19 protein-coding genes are annotated in these 25,720 nt (G+C 67.5%); 9 read left to right on the top strand and 10 right to left on the bottom strand.

Annotation, left to right across the window (positions count from 1 at the left end):
• Positions 1–5 precede the first annotated feature (5 nt).
• On the bottom strand, positions 6–2,540 hold the full coding sequence (locus QSJ34_RS11660; RefSeq protein ID WP_285575373.1) for a ligand-binding sensor domain-containing protein: 2,535 nt from the start codon (positions 2,538–2,540) through the stop codon (positions 6–8).
• A gap of 355 nt (positions 2,541–2,895) precedes the next feature.
• On the bottom strand, positions 2,896–4,107 hold the full coding sequence (gene rocD / locus QSJ34_RS11655) for an ornithine--oxo-acid transaminase (protein WP_285575371.1): 1,212 nt from the start codon (positions 4,105–4,107) through the stop codon (positions 2,896–2,898).
• A gap of 230 nt (positions 4,108–4,337) precedes the next feature.
• Between rocD and QSJ34_RS11650 the strand changes: the two genes are divergently transcribed.
• From QSJ34_RS11650 to QSJ34_RS11630, 5 genes are all read left to right on the top strand, one after another.
• On the top strand, positions 4,338–5,078 hold the full coding sequence (locus tag QSJ34_RS11650; RefSeq protein ID WP_285575369.1) for a YIP1 family protein: 741 nt from the start codon (positions 4,338–4,340) through the stop codon (positions 5,076–5,078).
• 184 nt (positions 5,079–5,262) lie between these two features.
• A complete protein-coding gene (locus QSJ34_RS11645) occupies positions 5,263–6,489 on the top strand; it encodes an efflux RND transporter periplasmic adaptor subunit (protein ID WP_285575367.1) in 1,227 nt (408 codons plus the stop codon).
• Positions 6,486–7,748, top strand: a complete 1,263-nt coding sequence (locus tag QSJ34_RS11640) for an ABC transporter permease (protein ID WP_285575366.1) — start codon at positions 6,486–6,488, stop codon at positions 7,746–7,748. Before QSJ34_RS11645 ends, QSJ34_RS11640 begins: the two co-directional genes overlap by 4 nt.
• Before the next feature lie 42 nt (positions 7,749–7,790).
• The gene (locus QSJ34_RS11635) at positions 7,791–9,179 is read left to right on the top strand and encodes a 1-acyl-sn-glycerol-3-phosphate acyltransferase (protein ID WP_285575364.1); all 1,389 of its coding nucleotides are present in this window, start codon (positions 7,791–7,793) and stop codon (positions 9,177–9,179) included.
• A gap of 113 nt (positions 9,180–9,292) precedes the next feature.
• Complete coding sequence (locus QSJ34_RS11630; protein ID WP_285575363.1) at positions 9,293–10,504, top strand: FG-GAP repeat domain-containing protein; 1,212 nt, start codon at positions 9,293–9,295, stop codon at positions 10,502–10,504.
• 93 nt (positions 10,505–10,597) lie between these two features.
• Here QSJ34_RS11630 and QSJ34_RS11625 read toward each other — a convergent pair whose 3' ends face one another.
• Complete coding sequence (locus QSJ34_RS11625; protein ID WP_285575361.1) at positions 10,598–11,056, bottom strand: Hsp20/alpha crystallin family protein; 459 nt, start codon at positions 11,054–11,056, stop codon at positions 10,598–10,600.
• 203 nt (positions 11,057–11,259) lie between these two features.
• Here QSJ34_RS11625 and QSJ34_RS11620 point away from each other — a divergent pair, with 203 nt between their 5' ends.
• Both QSJ34_RS11620 and QSJ34_RS11615 read left to right on the top strand, forming a co-directional pair.
• Complete coding sequence (locus tag QSJ34_RS11620) at positions 11,260–12,843, top strand: methyl-accepting chemotaxis protein (RefSeq protein WP_285575359.1); 1,584 nt, start codon at positions 11,260–11,262, stop codon at positions 12,841–12,843.
• A gap of 73 nt (positions 12,844–12,916) precedes the next feature.
• Positions 12,917–14,011: a S1C family serine protease gene (locus tag QSJ34_RS11615; RefSeq protein WP_285575357.1), complete on the top strand. Its 1,095-nt coding sequence runs from the start codon at positions 12,917–12,919 to the stop codon at positions 14,009–14,011.
• Positions 14,012–14,030: 19 nt separating this feature from the next.
• Here QSJ34_RS11615 and QSJ34_RS11610 read toward each other — a convergent pair whose 3' ends face one another.
• From QSJ34_RS11610 to QSJ34_RS11585, 6 genes are all read right to left on the bottom strand, one after another.
• The gene (locus QSJ34_RS11610; protein ID WP_285575355.1) at positions 14,031–14,174 is read right to left on the bottom strand and encodes a GNAT family N-acetyltransferase; all 144 of its coding nucleotides are present in this window, start codon (positions 14,172–14,174) and stop codon (positions 14,031–14,033) included.
• Between the two features lie 319 nt (positions 14,175–14,493).
• Entirely contained in the window at positions 14,494–14,940 is a 447-nt protein-coding gene (locus QSJ34_RS11605) for an SRPBCC family protein (RefSeq protein ID WP_285575353.1), read from the bottom strand.
• A gap of 54 nt (positions 14,941–14,994) precedes the next feature.
• A complete protein-coding gene (locus QSJ34_RS11600; RefSeq protein ID WP_285575349.1) occupies positions 14,995–15,816 on the bottom strand; it encodes an MqnA/MqnD/SBP family protein in 822 nt (273 codons plus the stop codon).
• A 72-nt stretch (positions 15,817–15,888) separates the two neighbouring features.
• Positions 15,889–17,664, bottom strand: coding sequence for an NADH-dependent [FeFe] hydrogenase, group A6 (locus QSJ34_RS11595; protein ID WP_285575347.1), 1,776 nt, complete (start codon positions 17,662–17,664; stop codon positions 15,889–15,891).
• Positions 17,665–17,716: 52 nt separating this feature from the next.
• Entirely contained in the window at positions 17,717–20,761 is a 3,045-nt protein-coding gene (locus QSJ34_RS11590; protein WP_285575345.1) for an NADH-ubiquinone oxidoreductase-F iron-sulfur binding region domain-containing protein, read from the bottom strand.
• 14 nt (positions 20,762–20,775) lie between these two features.
• Positions 20,776–21,276: an NADH-quinone oxidoreductase subunit NuoE family protein gene (locus QSJ34_RS11585; RefSeq protein WP_285575343.1), complete on the bottom strand. Its 501-nt coding sequence runs from the start codon at positions 21,274–21,276 to the stop codon at positions 20,776–20,778.
• Positions 21,277–21,602: 326 nt separating this feature from the next.
• On the opposite strand from QSJ34_RS11585, the gene QSJ34_RS11580 reads away from it, so the two are divergent.
• Positions 21,603–22,832: a right-handed parallel beta-helix repeat-containing protein gene (locus tag QSJ34_RS11580; protein WP_285575341.1), complete on the top strand. Its 1,230-nt coding sequence runs from the start codon at positions 21,603–21,605 to the stop codon at positions 22,830–22,832.
• A 243-nt stretch (positions 22,833–23,075) separates the two neighbouring features.
• Complete coding sequence (locus QSJ34_RS11575; protein WP_285575339.1) at positions 23,076–24,995, top strand: C1 family peptidase; 1,920 nt, start codon at positions 23,076–23,078, stop codon at positions 24,993–24,995.
• Positions 24,996–25,050: 55 nt separating this feature from the next.
• Here the strand turns inward: QSJ34_RS11575 and QSJ34_RS11570 are convergent, their stop codons facing one another.
• On the bottom strand, positions 25,051–25,572 hold the full coding sequence (locus tag QSJ34_RS11570; protein ID WP_285575336.1) for a tetratricopeptide repeat protein: 522 nt from the start codon (positions 25,570–25,572) through the stop codon (positions 25,051–25,053).
• Between the last annotated feature and the right edge of the window lie 148 nt (positions 25,573–25,720).

The raw sequence follows: 25,720 nt of genomic DNA, 5'->3' as shown, positions 1-25,720 counted from the left end.
GCCTTCTAGGCGAGGCCCTCGTTCTTGTTCTCGGCCCTGAATTCCTCCATCACGAGCGTGGCGCAGTCCGGACAGATGCCGTGCGACAGCTGCGCCTCCGTGCGTGCCGCGAGCACCTGCTCGAGCTGAGTCCAGAAGCCCTCGTCGTCGCGGATCTTCTTGCAGTAGGAGCAGATCGGCACGAGTCCCTTGAGGGTCTTCATGTCCCGCAGGGCGCTTTCCAGCGAGGCGTTGGCCGTCACCAGATCCGAGGTGCGGTCCTCGACCAGCTGGGCCAGCCGGATCCGGTCCCGCTGCAGGGCCAACGTGCGCCAGCGGAGCAGCAGGGCCACCGCCCCCAGGGCCAGAAGGGCCAGGGCGGCCATCGCCCAAAGCCGCTGGTACCAGGGCGGCATCACGACGAAGGGAAAGCTCAGGGTGGGTCCCATCAGACCGTCCCGGCGCGCCGCCCGGGCCTCCAGCACGTAGCTTCCGGCGGGCAGGCCTGGGTATCGCAACTCGCTGCCCTTCAGGGGCCGCCAGGCCTCGTCGAGCCCCAGGAGGCGCGTCTGCACGGACAGATCCTCGATGCCTTCGGTCAGCGGCAGCTGCAGGCTGAAGCTGACGCCGGGGCGGCGGTAGGGCACCCGGCCGCCGGGCAGGAAGGTGCCGCCGCCGCCATCCAGGGCGGGCCCCAGCACCAGCGCCGGAGGGCCGGGAATGGGACGGTAGAAGCGCGGATCGAAGGAGATGAGCCCCGAGATCGAGCCCACCCAAAGACGACCATCCGGCTCGCCCCAGATGCCCGACAGGTTGTTGTCGATGGGCAAGCCGAAGGCCTTGGTGTGGCGCTCCACGCGCGTTCCGTCCCAGTGCACGACATCGCTGCCGGTGAGCATCCAGACGCCGCCGCGGGGATCGGACCAGCCATCGACGGCCCCGATGGAAGCCAGGGGATGATCCTTCTCCATGCGCTCCGCCACGGCCCAGCCCTTGGGACCGAGCTTCAGACTGGAGATGCCGTGCTCGTGGCACACCCAGAGGGCGCCATCGGGGCCCGCGAAGAGGCCCGCCACCTCGTCGGCGATGAGGCCGCGGGCCCTTCCGAAGGGCGTCCAAGCCCGGCTGTCGTGGCTGAACAGGCCCTGGCCCGTCAGCACCCACAGGGTGCCGTCTCCGGTGCGCTGCAGATCCCAGATGCTGGCCGCCGCATCCTGGCCCGGCAGGGTGACGCGTTCGGCCGCCCAGCGCCCGCCTTCGCCGCGCACACGGTAGAGGCCCTTCTGGGTACCGCACCAGAGGGTGTCCCCGTCGGCCCACTTCTCGGTCCACTTCAGGGCATTCACCCACACGCCCGCAGGGAAGCCCTGGATATGCGGCTGCTGGGCGGGCTGTCCGGGCCGGATGCAGAGGAGGGCCTGGTCCTGCGGATTGGGCGGGTTGCCGCAGGTCCAGATGTCGCCGTTGGCCCGCTCCGACATCGAGAAGAGGGCCCAGCCGCGGGTGCCGGGAATCAGCTCCCACCGGCTGGCACCCTGGCGGTAGAGGCCATCGTGGGTACCGACGTAGAGGCCGTGATCGCGCCGGAGGCGGCGGATCGTGAACATCATGGCCCGGGGCAGTCCGTGGGGCTCTTCCAGGATCCGCCACAGGAAACCACCCTTGAGGCACTGGAAACCCGAAGCGGAAATGGTCCAGAGGGTGCCGCTGGCGTCGAAGGCGATGGGCCAGTAGCCCTGGTAGCCGTACAATCCCTCTCGCTCGCCGATCCGCCAGACTTCCTCGCCGTCGATGCAGGCCAGCCCTTCGGGACCGTTGGTCCAGACCCGCCCGAACCCATCGAGTTCCAGGCTGACGAAGGAGTTGCGCGTGAAGCCGAGGCGACTGCCGAACTGCTTGAATGCCGGTTCCGCGCGGATCAGATCGCGGTCACTGCGGATCCACACCGCCCCGTGGCGATCCCGGACCACGTCCTGGGGGCGCCCGGCCAGCAGGCCTTTCAGTGGCTGCAGCCGCCAGGCCGAGCCATCCCAGCGCGCCAGGCCGGCGTCACCCACGAGGAGGCGGTGCTTCGATTGGGGATCCCGCCAGCCGCGCATCCATCGCCCCGGCCCAGGCGCGGGCAGATCCACAGGCGCGGCCTGCCCGGAGCCGAAGATGCGCAGACGGCCTTCGCGCACGACGGCGAAGCCCTCATTCCGCACGGCGAAGAAACTGAGCGCGTCGTCCGGATCGGGCTCGGGAAGGCCCGGCACGGGCCGGAGTCCTGATTGATCCAGGTGGAACCAGGCCTGCCCCGCATGGAACCACATGCCGCTGGAAGGCTCGGGATGGGCCACGTCCACGGGCGCTCCGGGAAAGCCCTCGGCCTTTCCCAGGGCGCGGTAGCCCCCCGCGTCGAAGCGCCAGATGGCCCCCTGGTTCAGGAACCAGAAGCCGCCGCGGCCGTCGGAGAGGGGACGGGAAGCCACGCCCAGGACCTGCCCCGGGGCCGGTGGAAAGGTGTGGAAATCGAACTTGCCGGGCGAATCCGCGGCCCCGAGCGGCCCAGCTAAGGCCACTGCCAGGATCCATTGAGGGACCAAGCAAATGGCAGAGAGAAGGTACCGAAGCCGCTGATGCACTTGATCCTCCTCTGTCGTGTGGGATCCCTTATTTTGCGCGATCCACCCCCTCGCAGGATCGTAAAATGACCATACAGCATCATGAATTTGATGGGCATCAGCTGCAGCCATAAACGCCGCAGACGCCCATTCACTCGCCCCGGAATGCGTCCTTCGAAACGCATGGATTCAGGTTCCACGCGGTACAGAGAAAGGAGCCAAGTCTCATGACCTGGCTCCTGCTTTTGTCATACCTCGCACACCTCGTAAGATCAGGCGTGCGCAGCTATTGCCTGACGAGTCGCACAGGGACTTAGGCCAGCACGGCTTCCAGCTGGTCCACGGCCCAGTCGATCTGCTCCTTGGTGATCACGAGGGGCGGCGCGAGGCGGATGATCTGCTCGTGGGTGTCCTTGCAGAGCATGCCGCGATCCTTGAGCTTGTAGCAGTAGGGGCGGGCCTTTCCGGCGCTTTCCTTGAGCTGCACGCCGGCCCAGAGGCCGCGCACGCGCACGAGTTCCACCTTGTCGGACTTCATGCCCTTGAGGCGCTTGGCGAAGTACTCGCCCAGCTCGGCGGCGCGCTCCACCAGCTTCTCGTCGACGAGGACGTCCAGCGCGGCGCTCGCGGTGGCGCAGGCCAGCGGGTTGCCGCCGTAGGTGCTGCCGTGGATGCCGGGGGTGAACACGTCCATCACCTCGTCGCTGGCCAGGAAGGCGGAGACGGGGTAGTAGCCGCCGCTGAGGGCCTTGCCGATGGTGATGCCGTCGGGGCGGATGCCCTCGTGCTCGAAGGCGAACAGCTTGCCCGTGCGGCCCAGGCCCGACTGGATCTCATCGAGCACCAGCAGGCAGTTGTTGGCGGTCGCGACGTCGCGCAGGCCCTTGAGGAAGCCGTCGGGCGGAATGACGACGCCGCCCTCGCCCTGGATGGGCTCCATGAAGATGGCGCAGGTGTTCGGGGTGATGGCCTGCTTCACGGCCTCCAGATCGCCGTAGGGCACGATCTTGAAGCCGGGGGTGAAGGGGCCGAACTTGCTCGTGCTGTCGGGATCGGTGCTGAAGCCCACGATGGAGATCGTGCGGCCGTGGAAGTTGCCGTCAGCCACGATGATCTCGGCCTTGCCGTACTCGATGCCCTTCTTGTCGTAGCCCCACTTGCGCATGGCCTTGAGCGCGGTCTCTACGGCTTCGGCGCCGCTGTTCATGAGCAGGGCCTTGTCGAAGCCGGTCAGCTTGCAGAGCTTCTCGAGGAGCGGGGGGAACTGGTCGTTGCGGAAGGCGCGGCTGGTGAGCGCCAGCGTCTTGATCTGGGCGATCATGGCCTCGCCGATCTTGGGGTGGTTGTGGCCCTGGTTCACGGCGGAGTAGGCCGCCAGGAAGTCCATGTACTTCTTGCCGTCCACGTCGGTGAGGTAGACGCCCTCGCCCTTGGTGCAGACCACGTCGAGGGGATGGTAGTTGTGGGCGCCGTACTGGTTTTCCTGCGCGATCAGGGCTTCGGACTTGGCGGCGAGGGTGGCCATAGGACCTCCTGAAGTCGGTTGATGGGGATGGAAAGGACAAGAAAGACACAGTCTAGGCCCGAGGGGTAGCGTTGTCAGGTTTTTCAAGGATTCCTTGACGAGTTGTCAGGGGCCACCCCCCGGCTCCAGCGCGCCGCCCGCCGGCGGAATCCCCCCACTCGCCGGGTGGCTGCGACAATGGTCTTCCACCCCCCTATCGTGAATGCCTAGCGTGACTATCAGGAGCCCCCATGAGCGATCAGCCCACCTCCCTGTATGGCGAACAACCCGAAACGCCCCGGCCCCCGGCACCCGGCCTGATGGACCAAATCGTCGGCGTGTTCACCGACCCTGTGGCCTTGTTCAAGAAGCTGAACCAGGCTCCCAGCTGGGCCTGGGCCCTGGGCCTGCTCATCGTCGGCGGCCTGATCATCACCGTGATCTGGGGCCTGAAGGTGGATGTGGACGAGATGCTGCGGCCCATCCTCGAACGCAACCCCCAGGTGCAGGCCTCCCAGATCGACATGATCATCGAGATGCAGAAGAAGTTCATCCTGCCCTTCGGCATCCTCGGCGTGCTGTTCGGCATCCCGGCCGTGACGGCCCTCGTGGCCCTCTTCTACTGGCTGATCGGCAAGGCCATGCCCGAAGAGGCAGCCCCCAGCTACCTCCAGGCCTTCAGTGCGGCCGTGGTGCCCAGCCTCGTGAAGCTGCCCCACATGATCCTGCTCATCGTGATCTGCCTGATGCGACCCATCGGCGGCCTCACGCCGGACAAGATCGCCCCGACCTCGCTGGGCTACTTCATCCATGTCGAAAGCCTGAAACTGCAGGCCGCCTTCTACAGCCTGGATCTCTTCTCCATCGCCGAGGTGGTCCTGGCCTACTTCGCCCTTCGGCACCTCGTGCGCATGAAGTCTGCCGGCGCGCTGATCGGCGCATTGGTGCCCTTCGCCCTCGGGATTCTCATGCGCACACTCGGGGCCAAGTAGACGACCGGACTCCGGCCTGGCCACCCTTCATCGAGGCTCTCCATCAAGGAGAGCCTCGTTTCGCTGGGAACAAAAAGAGGAAAATCCTCACATTCGTGACGTGCAGATACGCTTTCCCAAGCAAAATGGTCCCATCACCCGCCCGGCCGAAACCTGCTCGGCGGGCCCCGCCTTTGGATGACCCATGAAGCTCAAGACATGGTGGTACGTCGGCAGCGCCGTTCTCGTGGTGGGAGGGCTCATCGGCTGGAAGGCCTACGCCGCGTCATCACAAGCCGAAGTGCGGTTTACCGTGGAGCCTGTCAGGCGCCAAGATGTGAAGGAAAGCGTCACCGCCAATGGCGAGATACAGGCCCTCACCAAGGTGAACGTCGGCACCTTCGTCACCGGGGAGATCAAGCAGATCCATGTGAAGGACGGCCAGACCGTGAAGGCGGGCGACCTGCTCGTCACCCTCGACCAGGTGCGCTTCCAGCAGGATCTCCATCATGCCGAGCTGGGCCTTCGCATGGCCCGCCAGGACCAGGAGAACGCCGAGGCCACCTTCAAGAAGCAGCAGGGCACCTTCCAGCGCCAGGAGGCCCTCTTCAAGCAGAGCCTCATTTCGGTGGATCAGTTCCAGGACGCCAAGCTGGCCCGGGATACCGCCGACATCGCCCTGCAGCGCGCCAAGGTGGCCGTGCAGCAGGCCCAGGCCCAGGTGGCGCTGGCCCAGGACGCCCTCGACAAGACCGTCATCCGCGCCCCCATGACGGGCCGCGTGACGGGACTGAAGGCCGAGAAGGGCGAGATGGCCATCGCGGGACAGACCAACCTCGCGGGCGCCACGCTCATGGTGATCTCCGACCTGGGCGAGATCCTGGCCGAGGCCAAGGTGGGCGAACTGGAAGTCTCCAAACTGCGCGTGGGTCAGCCCGCCGAGGTGCAGGTGGACGCCCTGCCGGGCCTGGTCTTCCAGGCCAAGGTCTACAACGTGGCCAACAGCTCGGACCGGGGCCAGGCCCAGAGCAACTTCAGCAACCAGGAGGCCCAGAACTACAAGGTGCGGGTCGTCCTTCAGGGCAGCCGCACGGATCTGGACCGCCTGCGCCCGGGCATGAGCGCCCGCGTGGCGGTGCTGGCCAACGAGATCAAGAACACGTTGTCGGTGCCGCTGCAGGCCGTACTTGAGCGCGAGGACCGCAGCGGCGGCCTGGGCCTCATGGCCCGCACCCGGACGACCGTCTTTCTCGTGAAGGATGGCGTCGCCGAGGAACGCACCATCCGCCTCGGTGCTTCGACTAGGCGCACCGCCGAAGTGCTGGACGGCTTGAAGGAGGGCGAGACCCTCATCACCGGCCCGGCCAAGGGTATGAGCGGCCTGGCCGCGGGCCAGAAAGTGAAGCTGGCCAAGGCCGGAGCCGCCAAGTGAACAGCCTCTATTCCCGGGCCCCCGAACAGTTCCGCGCCGCCCTCCAAAGCATCTGGTCCCACCGTCTGCGTTCGGTGCTCACCATCCTCGGCATCATCATCGGCGTGGGCTCCGTCATCACCGTGGTGAACCTCACCAAGAGCCTAGAAGCCCGCATCATGGCCGACGTGAACCAGGAGGGCAGCCTCACCTTCTTCCTCAGCCCCGGCATGTCCAACAAGGCCTGGCGGGCGGGCAAGAAGATCAAGCGGCAGCCCCTCGACAACGAGACCATCCGCGATCTCCAGGAGATGGTGCCCCAGGTGAAGGTGGCTTCCCCCGACATGTACATCTGGGGACGCAACACGGCGAAGGTGGGCGATGTCACCCGCCGCGTGATGCTCCACGCCATCGGCGAACGGGGCCTGGATCTCGCCAACCTCAGACTGTCCGAGGGCCGTTCCTTCACGGCCACGGACCGCAGCATGCACGCCCCTGTGGTGGTGCTCGGCGCCCGCATCGCCGAGGAACTGGGACTGGAACACGGACTCGGGAAGACCTTCACCATCAACGGGCAAACCGCGGAGATCGTCGGTCTCCTCAAGAAGCAGGGCGACATGCCCTTCGTCCCCCAGGACGACGAGGCCAGCTGGGGCCCCGACAACGAGGTCTACGTCCCCTTTGGCAGCTTCAAGGAATTCATGAACCCCTGGATGCTGGAGAACATCAGCTACCGCCTCCAGGTCGAACCCACCCTTTCCCCCGCCGAAGCCGAGGAGGTGCTGCGCGCGAGCCTCCGCCGGGTGCGGGGCCTCCGCGGGGAGGACCCCGACAACTTCAACCTGGAGACCAACCAGAAGCAGGTGGAGATGATCGAAAAGCTCACGGGCAGCCTCATGCTGGCGGCCGGAGGCATGGTCTCCATCAGCCTGCTGGTGGGCGGCATCGGCGTCATGAACATCATGCTGGTGAGCGTCACCGAACGCACCCGCGAGATCGGCATCCGCAAGGCCCTGGGGGCGCGCCGCCGCACCATCCTCGCCCAGTTCCTCACCGAGGCCACCCTGCTCTGCCTCGTGGGCGGGCTCATCGGCCTGGGCCTCGGCCTTTCCCTGGGCGGCATCCTCAGCCAGGTGCTGCTCAAGCACGTGGGCAGCGTGCCACCCTGGGCCTTGGCCTCCGCCTTCCTCGTGCCCGCCATCGTCGGACTGGGTTTCGGCCTCTACCCCGCCGCCAAGGCCAGCAAGCTCGATCCGATCGAGGCGCTTCGCTACGAGTAGCCGGACGTTCAAAGATCGGCGCATCGCGGTCATACTCGCCCGATGATTCCCCGGACCTGGTGGTGGATCCTCGCGGCGGCGGGGCTCGTGCTGATGATCCTTCTGCGCAAGGCCGCCCGGCGGGCCATCCGGCGCTGGGCTTGGCGCCACGCCCTGCGCACGCGCCGCGCGCTGGGGTTCCGCCTGAACCCGGTGACCCTCACGCGGAAGCAGCGCCTGACCCGCGAGATGCTGGCCGATGCGGACCTGCGGGCCCGAGTGGCCGACCTGGCCCGGGAGACGGGCCGCGACGAGGCGAGCCTGCTCGCCGATGCCAGCCTCTACCTCGACGAGATCATCCCGAATTTCAACCTCCTCACGACCTACACCTTCGGCAAGCGGCTCGCCGGTTGGCTGCTGCGCAGCTGCTATCGCGTGCGCATCGGGCGCAGCGCCGAGGTCGCCCTGAACCGCATCCCCCGCGACGCCTCCGTCGTCTACGTGATGAATCACCGCAGCAACGCCGACTACCTGCTGGTGGCCTTCCTGCTGTCGAACCGCGTCTCCATTTCGTACGCCGTGGGCGAGTGGGCGCGGGTCTGGCCCCTGGAACGGCTCTTCCGCAGTTTCGGCTCCTTCTTCGTGCGGCGGCGCTTCCGCGATCCGCTCTACCACGCCGTGCTGGAGCGCTACGTGCAGCGGGCCGTGGCCCAGGGCACCACCCAGGGCATCTTCATCGAGGGAGGATTGAGCAAGGACGGCCGCCTGCAGGCGCCCAAGCTGGGTCTGCTGGACTACATGCTGCGCGCGGGGGCGAAGGATCTCGTGTTCATCCCCGTGGGCATCAACTACGACCGCGTGCTGGAAGACAGCAACCTCGTGCGGGAATCCCTCGGCCAACCCCGGCGCAGCCCCCTCGCGCTGCTCCGGCGGACCTCGCTCTGGCTGCTGGGCCTCGCCTGGCGGGGCGCCACGCGGCGCTTCCACCGCTTCGGCTATGCCGTGGCGAACTTCGGCCAGCCCATCCACGCCAAGGCCGCGCTGGAAGGCGTGGACCTGCGCAGCCTGGACTGGGAGGCGCGGCACCCCCTGCTGGAGGCCGTGGCGGATTCCCTGCTGCGCGCCGTGGGGGCGGAGGTGCCCATCCCGCCCGTGGCGGCCGTGGCCTGGGTCTATCGCAGCATGGACAATCCGGCCCCGGGCCGCGCCCAGTTGCGGGACCGCATGGTCGAGGTACTCGCGGCGGCCCAGGAGCGCGGGCTGCCCCTCTACCTGCCGCGGGGCTCGTACCAGCGGGCCTTCGAGGTGGGCCTGCGCGTCCTGCTGCTGCGGCGCATCCTCGTGCTGGAGGAGGGCCACCTCATCCTGCCCGCCCCCAAGGCGCCCCTGCTGGACTACTATGCCCACGGGGTCGCCCACCTGCTGGACCGCGCCTGGGCCCGCGAAGCCTGAGGCGACCTTCCGGGCCCTCAACCAGGACGCTCCCATCCGGGTCCAACTTCTGCGCTCTTGCAGTCCGCGCGCCCACCTCCCACCCTTGTTCCCACAGGTTCACGGAGTTCTCCATGCCCATCCCCACCTGGATCACCCGCCCCCGCCTGCTCTTCGGTTCGCTCGGAATCCTCGCCCTGCTCGGTTGCACGGGATCCAGCTACCACGAGGGCCCCGCCTACGGCGAACTGGTGAATGCCATCGCCGTGGCCGACATCGACGGCAACGGCCTGCCCGACATCCTCGGCCTGGTCTCGACCTGGTACGGCGACGGCGCCGCCCAGGGCTACGTGTCGTCGCGGCTCCAGACCTCGTCGGGCACCTATGTCCTGCCGACCCGCTTCGGCGTCGGCACCGGGCCCGCCAACCTCGTGGCGGCCGACGTGAATGGGGACGGCCGGCCCGACCTGGTGGTGGCCGATGCCGACAGCCAGACCGTCACGGTCCGCCTGGCGGATCCCGCGCACCCCGGCTACTTCCTGCCCGCGGTCGTGCTGGCCACCCCGGGGCGCACGCCGCTGGATGTGGCTGTGGGCGACCTGGACGGCGATGGCAAGGTGGACATCGCCGTGGCCGCCAGCGGCGCCAACAATGTGCTGATCTTCCTCCAGGGCACCACGCCCGGCACTTTCCAGGCTCCCGTGACACTGCCCACGGGCGGCGATCCCCTGGCCCTGACCGTGGCGGATCTGGACGGCGACGGGCACCTGGATATCGCTGTGGCCACCGCGGCCGACACCGTCTCCGTGCTGCGCCAATTCGTCTTCTCGCCCACCTTCGCCGCGCAGAGCGCCGTGGACTATCCCACGGGCGTGCATCCCGTGGCCATCAAGGCCGCCGACCTGCACGGCACCGGCAAGCTGGACCTGCTCACCGCCAACTGGGGCGCCGCCACCAATCCCAGCACCCAGGGCCTGAGCGTGCTGAGCCAGACCGCGCCCGGCGTCTTCGCGGCCCCCGTGCACTACGCCACCGACTACCGGGCCACCGCCCTCGCCGTGGGTGATCTCAACGGCGACGGGCACCTGGACGTGGCCGTCGCCTGCGAGGGCCTGTCCGGCGCTTCTGGTGCCGTGTCCGTCTTCCTCCAGGACGCCACCACGGTGGGCAGCCTGCTGGCCCCCACGAACTACCCGGGCGACTGGGGCCCCATGGGCGTGGCCATCGCCGACATGGACGGGGACGGCCATCCCGACCTGGTCCTTGCCGACGGGGGCATCGTGGTGCGGTTCAACACAGCGACGGCGCCGGGCACCTTCGGGCCGCGCACCTACTTCTACAACTAGAAAAAGGCCCCGGACCTCCGGGGCCTTTCATGGTGCCCTGCGGCCAGCGCCGATCCGGGGGTGTGCGCATAAGCGCGGAACCCCCGGACAGCATCAGCCGATGGCCACGTTGATCTTGCGCGGCCTCACCTCGGGGCGCTTGGGAACCATCAGGGTCAGCACGCCGTTGCGGAATTCAGCCACCACCTTCTCGCCCTCCACGTCCTCGGGCAGGGTGAAGGTGCGGCTGAAGCGCCCGTGGCTGCGCTCGCAGAGGTGGATCCGCTCGCCGTCCTTGACAGTCTCTTCGTCCCGCTTGCCCGCCACGGTCAGGCGGTTGCCTTCGAGACTGATCTCGAGATCGGATTCCACGATGCCCGGCAGATCGGTCTTGAACTGATAGGCATCGGGACTTTCTTTCACGTCAAAGCTCGGCATGAAGGCGAGCGAGGGGCTGATGTCGTAGTCCTGAAGCGGATCCCAGCGCAGGAAGTCGCGCATGAGACGGAAGGGCTCCAGGGTCGCGGCCGTGGCCGGCATGGCCTGGGGGTTGCGGGTGCGAAGGATGCTCATGATGTCCTCCATGAAAATGGGATTTCGATGAAGCGCCCGTTCTCCTTCAAAACAGGCATGAATCAAAATCCGAATAAAACCTTAGTCAGAACTAGTCACATGTCAACCCACCTTGTTATTTGATGTAAATTCAGAATTTCGAACCCTACCAAAGGTCAACGCCAGGAATCATTCAGCCGAAAAGCCTGAAAAAGGGGGACACCATGCGCACCCGGTTCCAGTTCCGTTCCCTTTCGAGCAAGGTTCTGGCCCTCAGCCTGCTGCCAGTCGGCCTTTTCCTGCTGTTTTTCGCGGCCTACGTGCTGCCGACCCTCCACGCCACCGTCATGAAGGCCAAGCAGGACGGCGTCAGGCAGGTGGTGGACCTGGCGGTGACCATGCTCGAGGCGCAGCAGGCCAAGGTCCAGGCAGGCCACCAGCCCCTCGACATGACCCAGGCCCGCGCCAAGGAAGTCATCGCCAGTCTTCGCTACGACAAGACGAACTACCTGTGGATCCAGGAGGCCGGCCCCCGCATCGTGGCCCACCCCATCCGCCCGGAATGGAATGGCAAGCTCACGGACGAACTCGGCGATCCGGCGCTCGTCAAGCTGTTCCGCGACCTCGAACGCGCGGCCCGGCCGCCGGAAGGCAGCATCCACGCCTACGAGTTTTCCAAGCCCGGCCAGCCGGGCCTCTACCCCAAGGTGAGCTACGTGCGCACCTTCGCGCCCTGGGGCTGGACCGTGGGCACGGGCGTCTACGTGGACGACGTGGATCGCGAAGTCCGCAACATCGCCGCGGTGATGTTCGCCGGAATGCTCCTCATCTCCGGTCTGGTCTATGTCCTGGCCCGAAGCCTGTCGCGCCGGATGGCCCGCCCCCTGCACCACCTGGTGGAGGGACTCCGCACCAGCGACCTCTCCAAGCAGATCCGCGTCGACGTCAAGGACGAGGTCGGCCAGGCGGCCCTCGCCTTCAACGACTACAACGGCGGCATGCGGCGGATCGTCCAGGATGTCTCCGAATTCGCAGCCCGCGTGGCCTCGGGCAGCATCGAACTGGCCGCCTCCGCCGACGAGATGGCCAAGGCCGTCGCCGAGATCGCCCAGGTCAGCGAGGATCTGAAGAGCGGCGGCGAGCGGGTGTCGGAGGCCCTGCAGGCCCTCAGCGGCGATGCCACCCTGGTGGCCAGCCGCACTCACGAGGCGGAATCCCGCAGCCGCGAAGCCGTCCAGGAAACGGACCGCAGCGCCGAAGCCGGCCAGGGCACCGCCCAGGGCATGTCGGACATCCAGGAGGTGACGGGCCAGATCGTCCAGGCCGTGACCGTCATCCAGGAGATCGCCCGGCAGACCAACCTGCTTTCCCTCAATGCGGCCATCGAAGCCGCCAAGGCCGGACAGCAGGGCAAGGGCTTCGCCGTGGTGGCCGAGGAAGTGCGGAAGCTGGCCGAGCGTTCGGCCCTGGCCGCCCGCGAAATCGAGGGGCTCATCTTGCGCACCCAGGAGGTCGTCTCCGGCGGCGTGACCAGCGTCGACACGACCCTCGCCAGCCTCAGCGCCATCCGCGACCGCATTGGCGGCGTGGCCCAGAGCATCCAGGAGATCGGGGGGCTGTCCCGCGGCCAGGCCGCCACTGGACAGACGGTGGCGTCGATGATGAATCAGACCACCGGCCGCCTCGCCCAGAACGCCTCCGCCACCCACGAACTGGCCTCCACGGTGCAGGAGATCTCCAAGACCTCCGACGAGCTCGCCCGCGTCGCCGAAGGCCTGCGCGCGGTGGTGGAGCGCTTCAAGCTCTAGAACGATCCGAGTCGAGGGACACCTCTGCCCGAAGCGGCCAACCGGAGGTACACTCGCCCTCCGAGGAACCTCCATGCGCAAGCCCCTGCTCATTCTAGGACTCGTCGCCGCGGGCATCATCGCGGGCTGGTGCGGCCACGCCGTCACGCCGAACCTGGCGCGCCCGCGGGCCGTGGAGCCCCGGGGCCCCCTGCCCGAATGGGAGCAGGTGCCCATCCGGCGCTTCAAGGAAGCCGCGCCCAGCGTGGTCTACATCACCACGACGGAGGAGCGCAGCCGCGACCTCTTCGGCCTCGACGTGGTCGAGGTGCCCGCGGGCTCCGGCACGGGCTTCATCTGGGACGCGGAAGGCCGGGTGGTGACGAACTTCCACGTCATCCAAGGCGCCGTGCGGGCCTACATCACCCTGGCCGACGGCAGCCGCCACGAGGCCGCCTACGTGGGCGGCGCCCAGGACAAGGACCTGGCCGTGCTCCAGATGGCGAAGACACCGCCCAAACTTCGGCCCATCCCCCTCGGCACCAGCGCGGACCTGCAGGTGGGCCAGACCGTGCTGGCCATCGGCAACCCCTTCGGCCTGGACCAGACCCTCACCACCGGCGTCGTCTCGGCCCTGGGCCGCGAGATCCAGAGCGTGACCCGGCGGCGCATCGCGGGCGTCATCCAGACCGATGCGGCCATCAATCCCGGCAACAGCGGCGGACCGCTGCTGGATAGCGCGGGACGCCTCATCGGCGTGAACACCGCCATCCAGAGCCCCAGCGGCGCCAGCGCGGGCATCGGCTTCGCCATCCCCGTGGACACCGTAAACCGCGTCGTGCCGCAGCTCATCGCGCGGGGCCGCCTGGAGCGGCCCGATCTCGGCTTCGAACCCGTGGAACCGCGCCTCGTCGAGCGCGCCTTCGGCCCCCAGAAGGGCGTGATGGTGGGCAAGGTGATCCGCGGCGGCGCCGCGGCCCGGGCCGGCCTCCAGGGCGTGAGCGCCGAGGGTCGGCGGGTGCTGCCCGGCGACCTCATTCAGGGCCTGAACGGCCGCGCCATCGAGGACTGGGACGGCCTGCTGGATGCCGTCGAGGCCCTGCCCCTGGGCAGCAGCGTGGAACTGGACATCCAGCGCGAGGGCCACAAGCGCCGCCTGAGCCTCCGACTCGAAGCCGGGCGGGAGTGAAGCTCGGCGCGAGACGCCGTCAAGCCCGCAGCGGCCCCGGTCGCCTCAGCCGCAGGGAGGGGAACCGGTGCGTCTCCCGGCCTCCCAGGCTCTGATACAGGGCCCGGGCCTTGGCGTTGTCCAGATGGACCATCAGGTGCGTGGCCCGGCAGTCCGTGGCCACGGTCGGTACCCCTGTACGCGATCCCCGTGAACCCAGGCGATGCCTTGGGACCCGGGTTCCGGTTTGGACACCTGCCAACGCAGGGCCTCCCAATGGAGGCTCGCCTCCTCGGCCCACAGCGGCTCCAGAGCCGTCGGATCCAGACCTTTCAGATCCACGAGATGGCCCCGCGGATGGGGCGGCCCAGCGAATCCCAGGAGATCCTCAGGCGGACTCGGTTGCAAGGTCGGTGACTCCTTGGTCAAGAGACCCGGAAGGCCCGGCCAAGGTTCAATCGGGTTGCGTGGCGCTGGCCCAGAAACCTGCGGCCATCCCGGCCTCAGGTCTCCACGGCCCCCAGGATGTCCTTTTGCAGGGCCTCGGCGATGCGCTTGGTGTGCGTCAGGGAGCTGTCGATGAGCGCCAGCGTCTCATCGGGATCCTCCTCCGCGCAGCCCGGGCGCGGCTTCCAGTCCAGCTCGAAGGCCAGCTCCACGCCACCCGACGTCTCCAGCAGCCGGTTGACGACGGTACCTTCGTAGGCCGGATGATCCAGCAGGGTGAAGGTCACCGTGCGCGCCGCCGGATCCGGCGAGATGCGCTCCCGGAACGACACGCCCCTGGGCAGCACCAGCTGGCGGATCACGCTCTCCCGGCCCCGCACGAGGATCTCCGCGTCCAGCGCGTCCTCAAGGTAGCGCTGGGGATGCTCCATCTTGTCCAGCAGCACGGCCCAGACCGTCTCTGGAGACGCGTCCACCGAGCTGCTGATGCGGTGCCTGGGCATGGAAATCCTGGGAGGGATCCCAAGCTACGCCCATTCCCGGGGCAGCGCTAGATCCTAGCCCTGGATCCACACGGGCTCGAGGCCCAGCAGCTTCGTCACGGCCTCCCGGCCCCGGGGACCGGGGTCCACGGTGAAATCGTTCACCCAGGCGTTCACGTAGCGGCCGATCATCTCCCGATCCATGCCGCGCCCGAAGGACTGGCTGTAGTCCACGCTCTCCCAGTGACGAGCCCGGGCCATCTCCACGCTCTTGCGCATCAGCACGGCGAAGCGCGCCTTCACGTCCGCGGGCAGATCCTTGCGGATGGCGTTGCCGCCCATGGGCAGGGGCAGGTCGTAGGCGTGCTTCCACCAGGCACCCAGATCCGCCACGAGGCGCAGCCCCGCGTCGTGGTACATGAGCTGGCTTTCATGGATGAGCAGGCCCGCCTGGAAGCGGCCTTCCACCACCGCCGGCAGGATCTGATCGAAGGGCAGCAACTCGACGGAAGCCTCGAAGCCGTGCTCGGCGCACCACTTCCGCATGGACAGGTAGGCGCTCGTGCGGCGACCCGGGATGGCGATGGTCACGCCCTTCAGATCCGCGGGCGCCATGGGCGTGCGGCTCACCACCAGGGGGCCCGTGCCCTCCTGGATGCTGGACCCGGCGGTCAGCAGGTCGTAGCGGTCCTTCAGCTCGGGGTAGGCGCCGAAGCTGATGGCCGTGACGTCGTAGCGGCTTTCGGTGGCCTCGGCATTGAGCTGTTCGATGTCCTTGCGGATGAACTGAATGTCGAAGGCCGCCCTGTCTGGATCGGAGTCCATCCAGCCCAGGGCCAGGGGGGCCATCATGTAGGCGTCGTCGGAATCCGGGCTGTGGGCGATGGTGAACGTCATGGCGGACCTCCCCTCCAGTTCAGCACAGATTCTGAACCGGGGGGGAGCCCCGGGGCCATTTCGGACCGCCTCTCAGTGATGGATCTCCCGCCGCTGGTAGTGCGTATGCAGCAGGTGGTGGGAGGTTTCGCTGAGCGGCGCGCCCAGGAAATCGCGGTAGAGGGTCGCCATGGCCGGGTTCTCATGGGACATGCGGACCTGCTTGCCTTCGTCCTCGGCGAAGATGGCCTTCATGCGGTCGCGGCGCACGTCGTTGGTCGTAAAACGCGGCTGGCCCCCACCGCCGATGCAGCCGCCGGGACAGGACATCACCTCGATGAAGTGGTAGGCTTTCTGGCCCGCCTTCACCTGCTCGATGAGCCGGTCGGCGTTGGCCAGGCCATGAGCCACGGCCACTTTCAGCGTCTGGCCCTTCAGGAAGTCCCATTCGGGCACCGTGCTGGGGATGGTGATGGAGATCTCCTTCACGCCCTCCAGGCCCTCGATGGGCGCCACGTGCAGCTTCTCGAAGGGGAAGGCCGTGCCCGTGACCAGGCACCAGACCGTGCGGAGGGCCGCCTCCATCACGCCGCCGGTGTTGGCGAAGATGTCCGCCGCGCCGGAGCTCATGCCCATGGGCTGATCCATGGCCTCGTCGGGCAGGGCCGTGAAGTCCAGACCCGACTGGGTGATCATGCGGCCCAGCTCGCGGGTGGTGAGCACAGCGTCCACATCCTGGAAGCCGCTGGCGTTCATCTCGGGACGCTGCGCCTCGAACTTCTTGGCTGTGCAGGGCATCACCGACACCACGTAGATGTCCTCGGGGCGGCGGTTGATGGTCTTCGCGTAGTAGGTCTTGGCCAGGGCGCCGAACATCTGCTGGGGCGACTTGGCGGTGGACAGGTTCGGCAGCAGGTCCGGGTGGAAGTACTCCGCGAACTTGATCCAGCCCGGGCAGCAGCTCGTGAACTGGGGGATCGCCACGGGCTTCTGATCCACGAGGGCCGCTTTGAGCCGCGTGAGCAGCTCCGTGCCCTCCTCCAGGATGGTCAGGTCCGCCGTGAAGTTCGTATCGAACACGCCGTCGAAACCCAGGCGGCGCAGCGCGGCCGTCATGCGGCCCGTGACGAGGCTGCCCGGCGGCAGGCCGAAGCATTCGCCCAGGCCCGCGCGGATGGCCGGGGCCGTCTGCACGACGACATGCTTGTGCGGATCGGCGAGGGCCGCCCAGACCCGCTCGATGTGATCGCGCTCGGTGATGGCCGCCGTGGGACAGACTGCCGCGCACTGCCCGCACTGCACGCAGGCCACGCGATCCAGGTTCTGCCCGAAGGCAGGCGCCGCCACGCATTCGAAGCCGCGGTCCTGGGCCCACAGCGCGCCGGTGGCCTGGATGTCGCTGCAAACGGTGATGCAGCGGCGGCACATGATGCACTTGGCCGAATCGCGGACGAGGGCCGGTGTGCTCTCGTCCGTGAGCTGGTGGTGTTTCGCGCCCGTGAAGTGCAGGTCGCGGATGTCCAGATCATGGGCGACGGCGAGGAATTCGCAGTCGTGGGAGCGGGTGCAGGTCTGGCAGTCGCCTTCATGGTCCGACAGCAGGAGTTCCATCACCGTGCGCCGCGCGGCCCGCACCTTGGGCGTGTTCGTGCGGATCTTCAGCCCCTCGGAAGCCGGCATGGAGCAGGAGGCCTGCAGGGCCTTCGCCCCCTCCACTTCCACCAGGCAGACGCGGCAGCCGCCCACCACATGGACGCCTTCGAGGTAGCAGAGCGACGGGATGCGGATGCCCGCCTGGCGCGCCGCGTTGAGCACCGTGGTGCCCTCGGGCACCACGACTTCGCTGTGGTCGATGGTGAGCTTGATCATCGAAGCCCCCTGGCTTGGGATGAGGACGAACGTGCAAACTGGAAGGACCGCATCACGCCTCCGAATCCCGGTAGTCGCACCTCAGGCAGCGCTTGGATTCGCAGACGGCCACCTGCTCGGTCCAGGACTGTTCCACTTCGGCGAAGTTCTCCCGGCGGCGCTCCACGGGCAGCAGCTCCATGTGGGCGCGCGGGTAGCGCGGGGTTTCGGCCTCGGGATCGAAGGGCACGGTGCAGACCTTCTCCTTCTGCCAGAAGGCGTGCTCGGCCCCGGTGAACTGGGCGTCGATGGCCACGGCGGCCCGCTCGCCTCCGGCCACGGCTTCCACCACCGAAGAAGGTCCCGACACGGCGTCCCCGCCGCTGTAGAGCCAGTCCAGCGAGGTCCGCCCCGTGTAGGGATCGGCGGCGATGAACCCCTCCTTGGTGAGCCCCACCTTCAGATCGCCAAGAACGCGCGAAGGCTCCAGCCGCTGGCCGATGGCCGTGATCACCTGGTCGGCCTTGATCACGAAGGGCGCATCGCTCCCGGGGACAGGGCGGCGGCGGCCGCTGCGGTCGAATTCCGCCAGGGTCATGGCCTGGCAGGATACGCCGGTCACGAGGCCCTCCCAGGAGAGGATCTCCAGCGGCGCCGTGAGCACGCGGATATGCACGCCCTCGTGCTCGGCCTCTTCGATTTCCTCCGCATAGGCCGGCATCTCCTCCCGCGTGCGGCGGTAGAGCACGGTCACGGATTCCGCGCCCAGGCGGATGGCCGTGCGGGCCGTGTCGATGGCCGCGTTGCCGCCGCCGATGACGACCACCTGCTGGCCCACGGGCACGGAGCCGCGGATGTTGTACTCCCGCAGGAAGCGGATCGCATCATCCACGCCCACGGATTCCTCGCCGGGGATGCCCAGGTGCTGGCCCAGGGGCGCGCCCACGCCGAGGAAGACCGCCTCGAAGCCCTTGTCCCGCAGATCCTGGAGGCTGAAATCCACGCCCAGGCGGCGCTCGGTCTCGATGCGCACGCCCAGCCGCTCGATCATGCGCACTTCCTGGGAGAGGATTTCCCGCGGCAGACGGTAGGCCGGAATGGTCTGAACCGGCATGCCGCCGGGCCGGGATTCCGCCTCGAAGACGTGGGGCTTGTAGCCCAGGCGCGCCAGGAAGTAGGCGCAGGAAAGTCCCGCGGGCCCCGCCCCGATGATGGCGACCTTCCGCTTCGCATTGGTCTCGCTGAGGCGCACCTCCGGGTGCTGCATGGTGGCCTCCTCGTCGACCATGAAGCGCTTGATGCCGCGGATGGAGATGGCCTCGTCGACCATGCCGCGCCGGCACTTGTCCTCGCAGGTGTGGAAGCAGACCCGCGCGCAGACCGCCGCGAAGGGGTTGCGCTCCCGGTGCAGGCGCAGGGCCTCGGCGATGCGGCCCTGGCCCACCAGGGCGATGAATCCCGGAACGTCCACGTTGGCCGGGCAGGCGCTCTGGCAGGGCGCCCGCACGAGCTCGGGACACACGCCCGCGGGGCAGCGCTTCTCGCGGATGTGGGCCTCGTACTCGGCGCGGAAGTGGCGGAGGGTGGAGAGCACCGGGTTGGGTGCCGTCTGTCCGAGGCCGCAGAGGGATGTCTCGCGGATGATGCGCCCCAGCTCCTCCAGGCGTTCGATGTCGCCTTCTTCGCCCTTGCCCGCGCAGATGCGGTCGACGATCTCCAGCATGCGCCGCGTGCCGATGCGGCAGGGCGGGCACTTGCCGCAGGATTCGTCCTGCACGAAGTCGAGGAAGAAGCGCGCCATGTCCACCATGCAGGTGTCTTCGTCCATGACGATGAGGCCGCCGGATCCCATGATGGCGCCCAGGTCCTGCAGGGCCTCGTAGTCCACGGGCACGTTCAGGTGCTGCACGGGGATGCAGCCGCCCGAGGGGCCGCCCAGCTGCGCGGCCTTGAACTTCTTGCCGTTGGGGATGCCGCCACCCAGCTCGTAGATGATGTCGCCCAGGGGCGTGCCGATGGGGATCTCCACCAGGCCCGTGTTGCGCACCGTGCCCGCGAGGGCAAAGACCTTCGTGCCTTTCGATTTCGGCGTGCCGAAACCCGCGTACCAGGCTGCTCCGCGCAGGATGATGGCGGGGATATTGGCGTAGGTCTCCACGTTGTTCAGCATGCTGGGCTTGCCCCAGAGTCCCGCCTGAGCCGGGAAGGGCGGCCGCGGGCGTGGCTCGCCGCGCTTGCCTTCGATGGAGGTCATCAGGGCCGTCTCCTCGCCGCAGACGAAGGCGCCCGAGCCCATGCGGATCTCCAGATCGAAGGAGAAGCCGCTGCCGAAGATGTTCGTGCCCAGGAAGCCCCGCTCCCGCGCCTGCCGGATGGCGTGCTCCAGCCGCTCCACCGCAAGTGGGTACTCGGCCCGGACGTAAGCGTAACCTTGGCCCGCCCCGATGGCGTAGCCCGCGATGGCCATGGCCTCGATGACGCTGTGGGGATCGCCCTCCAGCAGGCTGCGGTCCATGAAGGCGCCGGGATCGCCCTCGTCGCCGTTGCACAGCACGTACTTCACCGCGCCCTTGGAACGCCGGCACAGCTCCCACTTGAGGCCCGTGAGGAAGCCCGCGCCGCCTCGGCCGCGCAGGCCCGAGGCCTTGATCTCGGCGATGACCTCCTCGCTGGACATGCCGCGCAGCACCTTCTTCAGCGCCTCGTAGGCCTGGTGGGCGATGGCGTCGTCGATGCTCGCAGGATCGATCACGCCGCAGTTGCGCAGGGCGATCTTCACCTGGCGCTGGAAGAAGGGATTGTCCTGCACGCGCGCCAGGGGCGCGTTGGTGTCGGCCTTGTGGCAGACCAGGCGCTCGATGACCTCGCCGCGTTCCACGGTGGCTTCGACGATCTCGTCCACATCCGTCAGGGCGACCTTCTGGTAGAGGATGCCTTCGGGCTCGCAAAGCAGCACCGGGCCACCCGCGCAGGGGCCGAGGCAACCGGTTTCCACGAGTCGGACGTCCTCACGGCCACGCCGATTCAGGGCGTCGCGCAGGGCCACGGCCAGCGGGACGGAGCCCGCGGCCACGCAGCCGGCGCCGGAACACAGGTGAAGGGCTTGGATCCGCGTCATGGCAGGCTCCGGGCTCATTCGTAGGACTGGAGGATCGAAGCGATCTGGGTGGGCTTGATGCTCTGGTGGACGGTGCTGTCCACCAGGCAGGCCGGCGCGATGCCGCAGGCGCCGAGACAGCGCGCCACCTCGAGCGTGAACTGGAGATTGGGCGTCGTCTGGCCCACCTCGATGCCCAGGGCCTGCTTGAAGCCCGCCAGTACGCGGTTGCCGCCGCGGACGTAGCAGGCCGTGCCCAGGCAGACGCGGATGGTGTGGCGGCCGCGGGGCTGGGTGGAGAAGAAGCTGTAGAAGCTCACGACCCCGGCCACTTCGCTATACGACTTGCCCATGCCCGCGCAGATGCGCTGGAGGGCGGTTTCGGGCAGGTGGCCGTAGATGCCCTGGGCGATCTGGAGCACCGGGATCAGGCCCCCGGGGACCGTCTGGTAGGCCCCGATGGTTTCATCCAACCGGACGAGCAGGTCGCCCTCGCTGCTCGCCGTACCGCAGGAACATGCGCCGCAGGTGTTCATGCACCCTCGCTTCTGAAGGGGCGGGAGCGGCCGGCCTTGTTCGTGCGCGACCTGGTCCCGCATCAAGAACGTGGAAACCTATTCAGCTGAACGTGCGCGAGGCGTCCGGAAAAACGCGTGCCGGCTCTCGGCGCCCCCATCCTCAACGAAAAACAACCCATGAGTCAACAAAAGATCAACGGACGTCACGGTATTCGATCTGATTCAATCAAACGACTTGTGAATCGAGTGATGGCGGCAAGGCCCAACCCCAATCCTGCCAAGGTTCCGTTCCTTCTGCGGGCTTGCAGCGCACAGGTTTGAGCTTCCAGGGGAGTTCCTCCATCATGCTTCGCATGCCCCTTTCCAAGCCCCTCCGAATGCTCCCCGGCGCCCTGCTCGGGTTCACACTCCTGGGCCTCGGGGCCTGCGGCGGAGGCGGTGGAACTTCCCAATCCACGCCCCAACCGCCGCCTCAGCCACCCTCTGCATCCTGCATTCCGGCGCCCACCTCCAGCCTCGTCGTGAACGTGCGCGACGCCGCCTACGGCGCGAAGGGCGACGGCAGCACCGACGACACCGCCGCCATCCAGAAGGCCGTGGACGCCGTGGCGGGCACCGGGGGCACCGTCAGCATTCCGGACGGCACCTACCGCATCAACGCCGTGGGCAGCGGCGGCTACGGGCTTCTGCTGAAGAGCAACCTGACGCTCTCCCTCGCTTCGGGCGCCGTGCTGAAGGCCCTTCCCAACAGCGCCGCGAACTACGCCGTGGTGCTCATCGCCAACGCGAATCATGTCTCCGTCATGGGCGGCGCCATCGAGGGGGACCGCGCCCTCCACACCGGCACCACGGGCGAATGGGGCCACGGTCTTTCTCTCAGCCACGCGCAGAACGTCGTCGTGCAGGGGCTCACGTCACGGGAATGCTGGGGCGACGGCTTCTACGTTTCCGCCTCCTCAAGCCTCACCTTCTGCGGCGTCACCGCCGACCACAACCGGCGCCAGGGGCTCTCCATCACCAGCGTGGACGGCATGGTGGTGCGCGATTCCACCTTCAAGAACACCGCGGGCACCCTGCCCGAGGATGGCCTCGACATCGAGCCCAATCCCGGCGAGACCGTGAACAACCTGCTGATCACGGGCTGCACCTTCGCGAACAATGCCGGCTATGGCCTGGAGGACGGCGTGCCCATCGCCAACACGGGCCTGGCTTTCGCCACCAACGTGACCATCGATGGCAACACCTTCAGCGGCAACGGCGTGAACACGCTCAGCGCCTCGCCCCGCGGCGGACTCGAGGCCTCCAACTGCAGCGGACACAAGGTCACCAACAACACCAGCCTGGGCAACGTGGGCTTCGGCTTCCTGCTGCGCGAACACGCCGACGCCTTCACCGTCACCGGCAACACGCTCAAGACCAACCAGGGGGACGGGCTGATGGTCTACCTCTGCGACGGAGATCTCATCCAGACCAACACCGTGACGGGCAACACGGGTCACGGAATCTACCCCGTCACCTGCACCAACCTGACGATCTCCAACAACACCGTCTCGGGGAATGGCGCCACGCCCTAGCGCAACGGCCCTGGCCCACGCCCTGCGATAGGGCCTTCTCTCGGGTGATCGGGGCCGGCACCGGCAGCAAAAATCATTGACGAAGACTTGGAATGGCCCATTTTTTATCAAGTGGTCATTTTCAGGCAGCGCTGCGTCTGCTGCGAGAAGCAGAGCCGTTGAAGCCACTCGAAACGGCGCAGCTGGCCTTCGGCCTACCCTTCCCCCGGACCCGCCCGAGGGTCCTTTTTGCAGGAGCGCAACATGGCCCAAGTCTCCCGAATCTGCAACGTCGTCCCCGATCGCCTCGATCTGCGCGACCGCCTGTACCAGCCTCCCGTGGGGATCCTCCCCGGCGCCGTTCTGCCTCCGGGCAAGGACCTCCCCGTGTTGAACCAGAATCAGACGCAGGCCTGCACGGGCTACGCCCTGGCCACCGTCATCAACCAGCTGCTCCACGGGTCCCCGACGCTGAAGCCCGCCTCTCCCCTCATGCTCTACGCGATGGCTCGCCGCTACGACGAATTCCCGGGCAGCACCGAGGACAGCGGATCCAGCCTGCGAGGTGCCCTGAAGGGCTGGTACAAGCACGGGGTCTGCAAGGATTCCCTCTGGAGGACCAAACGGACGGACCTCATCCCCATCCCGGAGGCCGATCCGGCCAAGGACTGGCGGCGGGAGGCTGCGCATCGGCCCATGGGGGCCTATTACCGGCTCGACACCCGTTCGATCACCGACATGCAGATCGCCTTGAACGAGGCGAAGGTCCTGTACGCCAGTGCGCACGTCCACGGCGGATGGGAGCATCCCACGGGCTCAGATCCGGCCCTTGGCCTGAAGCGCATCGCCTATCCCACCGCGTCCACCCCCGATGGACACGCCTTCGCCATCCTGGGCTACACCTCCGAGGGCTTCGTCATCCAGAACTCCTGGGGGGATGACTGGGGCTCCCACGGGCTCGCCCTCCTCAGCTACGAAGACTGGCTCGACAACGCCATGGACTGCTGGGTCGCCCAGCTCGGCGTCGTCACCCAGCAGCATGCGGATGTCCGGGAGGCCTCCACCCTCAGGGGCACGGCGACCCGCACCCGGCTCTCCGCCGACGAGCGCCTGCGCAACCGGGAGATCGATCCCTTCCTCATCGATATGGAGAACAACGGCCGCCTCAGCCACAGCGGCGACTTCATGACCACCGTCGAGGATCTCGAGGCCCTCGTGGGAATCCATATCCCCGAGGCACGCAAGCGATGGAAACTGGACGAGGACGAGCCCATCGACATCGCCCTCTACGCCCACGGGGGGCTCACCGGCGAGGACGCCGCGGCCACGACCGCGGCCCGCTGGATCCCCGCCCTCTACAGTCGGAAGATCTTCCCCATCTTCTTCATGTGGGAAACGGACTGGCTGTCCACGCTGAAGAACCGGCTGGAGGACCTGTGGAGAGGCCAGCCCATGCCCACGGGATCCTTCAAGGACGACATGCAGCGCTTCTGGAACGAGCGGCTGGAGCGCTTCTTCTCGGGACCCGGCTCCCTCCTCTGGTCCGAGATGAAGCAGAACGCGCAGGCCATCAGCGATTCCGCGAACAGTGGCGCCGCCCTGCTCTACAAGATCTTCGAGCAGTCCGCCGGCATGGGGCGGGACAAGGTGCGCCTGCACCTGATCGGCCACTCCGCCGGCGCCATCGTCCACTGCCACCTCGCCAACCGGATGGCCAAGAACGGCTGGCAGTTCGGAACCGTCGCCTTCATGGCCCCCGCCGCCACCACGCAACTATTCAAGGACAGCCTCCTGCCCCACATCAACTCCCGGAAGGTGGGCCACTACCATCAGTTCCATCTGAGCGAGCGCACGGAAAGCCAGGACAGCACCTGCAAGGCGCTGCTCGGCTACAGCCGGTCCCTGCTCTACCTGGTCTCGCGCGCCTTCGAAGGACAGCGGAAGGCCTCGATCCTTGGCCTGGAGACCGACTTCAACCTCCTCCAGCCGGAATTCAGCCCCGGCACCTTCAGCGTGACGACGGCCCCCGGCCCCGAATCCACCAGCACCACGCACGGCGGCTTCGACGAGGACGAGGCGACGATGAACACCATCCTCGACCTGATCACGCATCAGGCCCAGCGGCCCCACGCGGGAGCCGGGAAGAAGATGAAGGGGATGGAGTTGAAGGGAGGCCGGCACTAGCTCCCAGAGAGCGCCCCAACTCGGCGCAAATCCGCCCCACCCGATCCGGCGGGTTCTAGCGCGCGGCTTCCGGATTGTGAGCCGCCAGCTTGCCCTTCACGCGCTCCACGGCCTTGGCGGCCAGGGCGTAGCGGGGGTTCTCCTCCAGCGCGTGGCGGAAGTGCTCCAGGGCCTTGTCCAGCTGACCCTTGGCTTCGTAGACCCTGCCCAGGTTGAAATGGGGGAAGCAGTAGCTTTCGTAGCGCTGGGCCTTCAGGGCCATGCGCAGCCAGGGGATGGCGTCGTCGGGCTCGTCCTGCTCCACGTAGTAGGCGCCGATGTCGTTGTAGGGGTTTCCGAACTCGGGGTCCAGGTCGATGGCGCGGTGGCAGTCTTCGATGGCCGACGCGTAATCCTTTTCGAAGGAGCGGGCCCAGCCGCGGAAGGTGTAGGCCTCCGCCGTCGGATAGATCTCGATGGACTTGGTGTAGAGGCCGATGGCCTTCTCCACCTCGCCCTTCATGTGGAGCTGGTAGGCCTTGCTCACCCATTCCATGGCTTCCTGCCGCTTGTCCTTGTTTTCCTGGCCGTCGCTCATACGTGCCCCTCGACGCCCACAGGATAAAACCTTCAGGAAGACCTTCGAGGGGAATCTTCTTTCAACGCCGGCTTCCCGCCTTCATTCAAAAACAACCATCGCATCATCTTTGTTCACATTCCCAGGCCACTCAGGATTAACATGAGCC

It is taken from the genome of Geothrix limicola (assembly GCF_030268085.1).
Taxonomy (GTDB): Bacteria; Acidobacteriota; Holophagae; order Holophagales; family Holophagaceae; genus Geothrix; species Geothrix limicola.
Note: the sequence above shows the minus strand (reverse complement) of the source record. Positions and strands in the feature narration are given on the sequence as shown.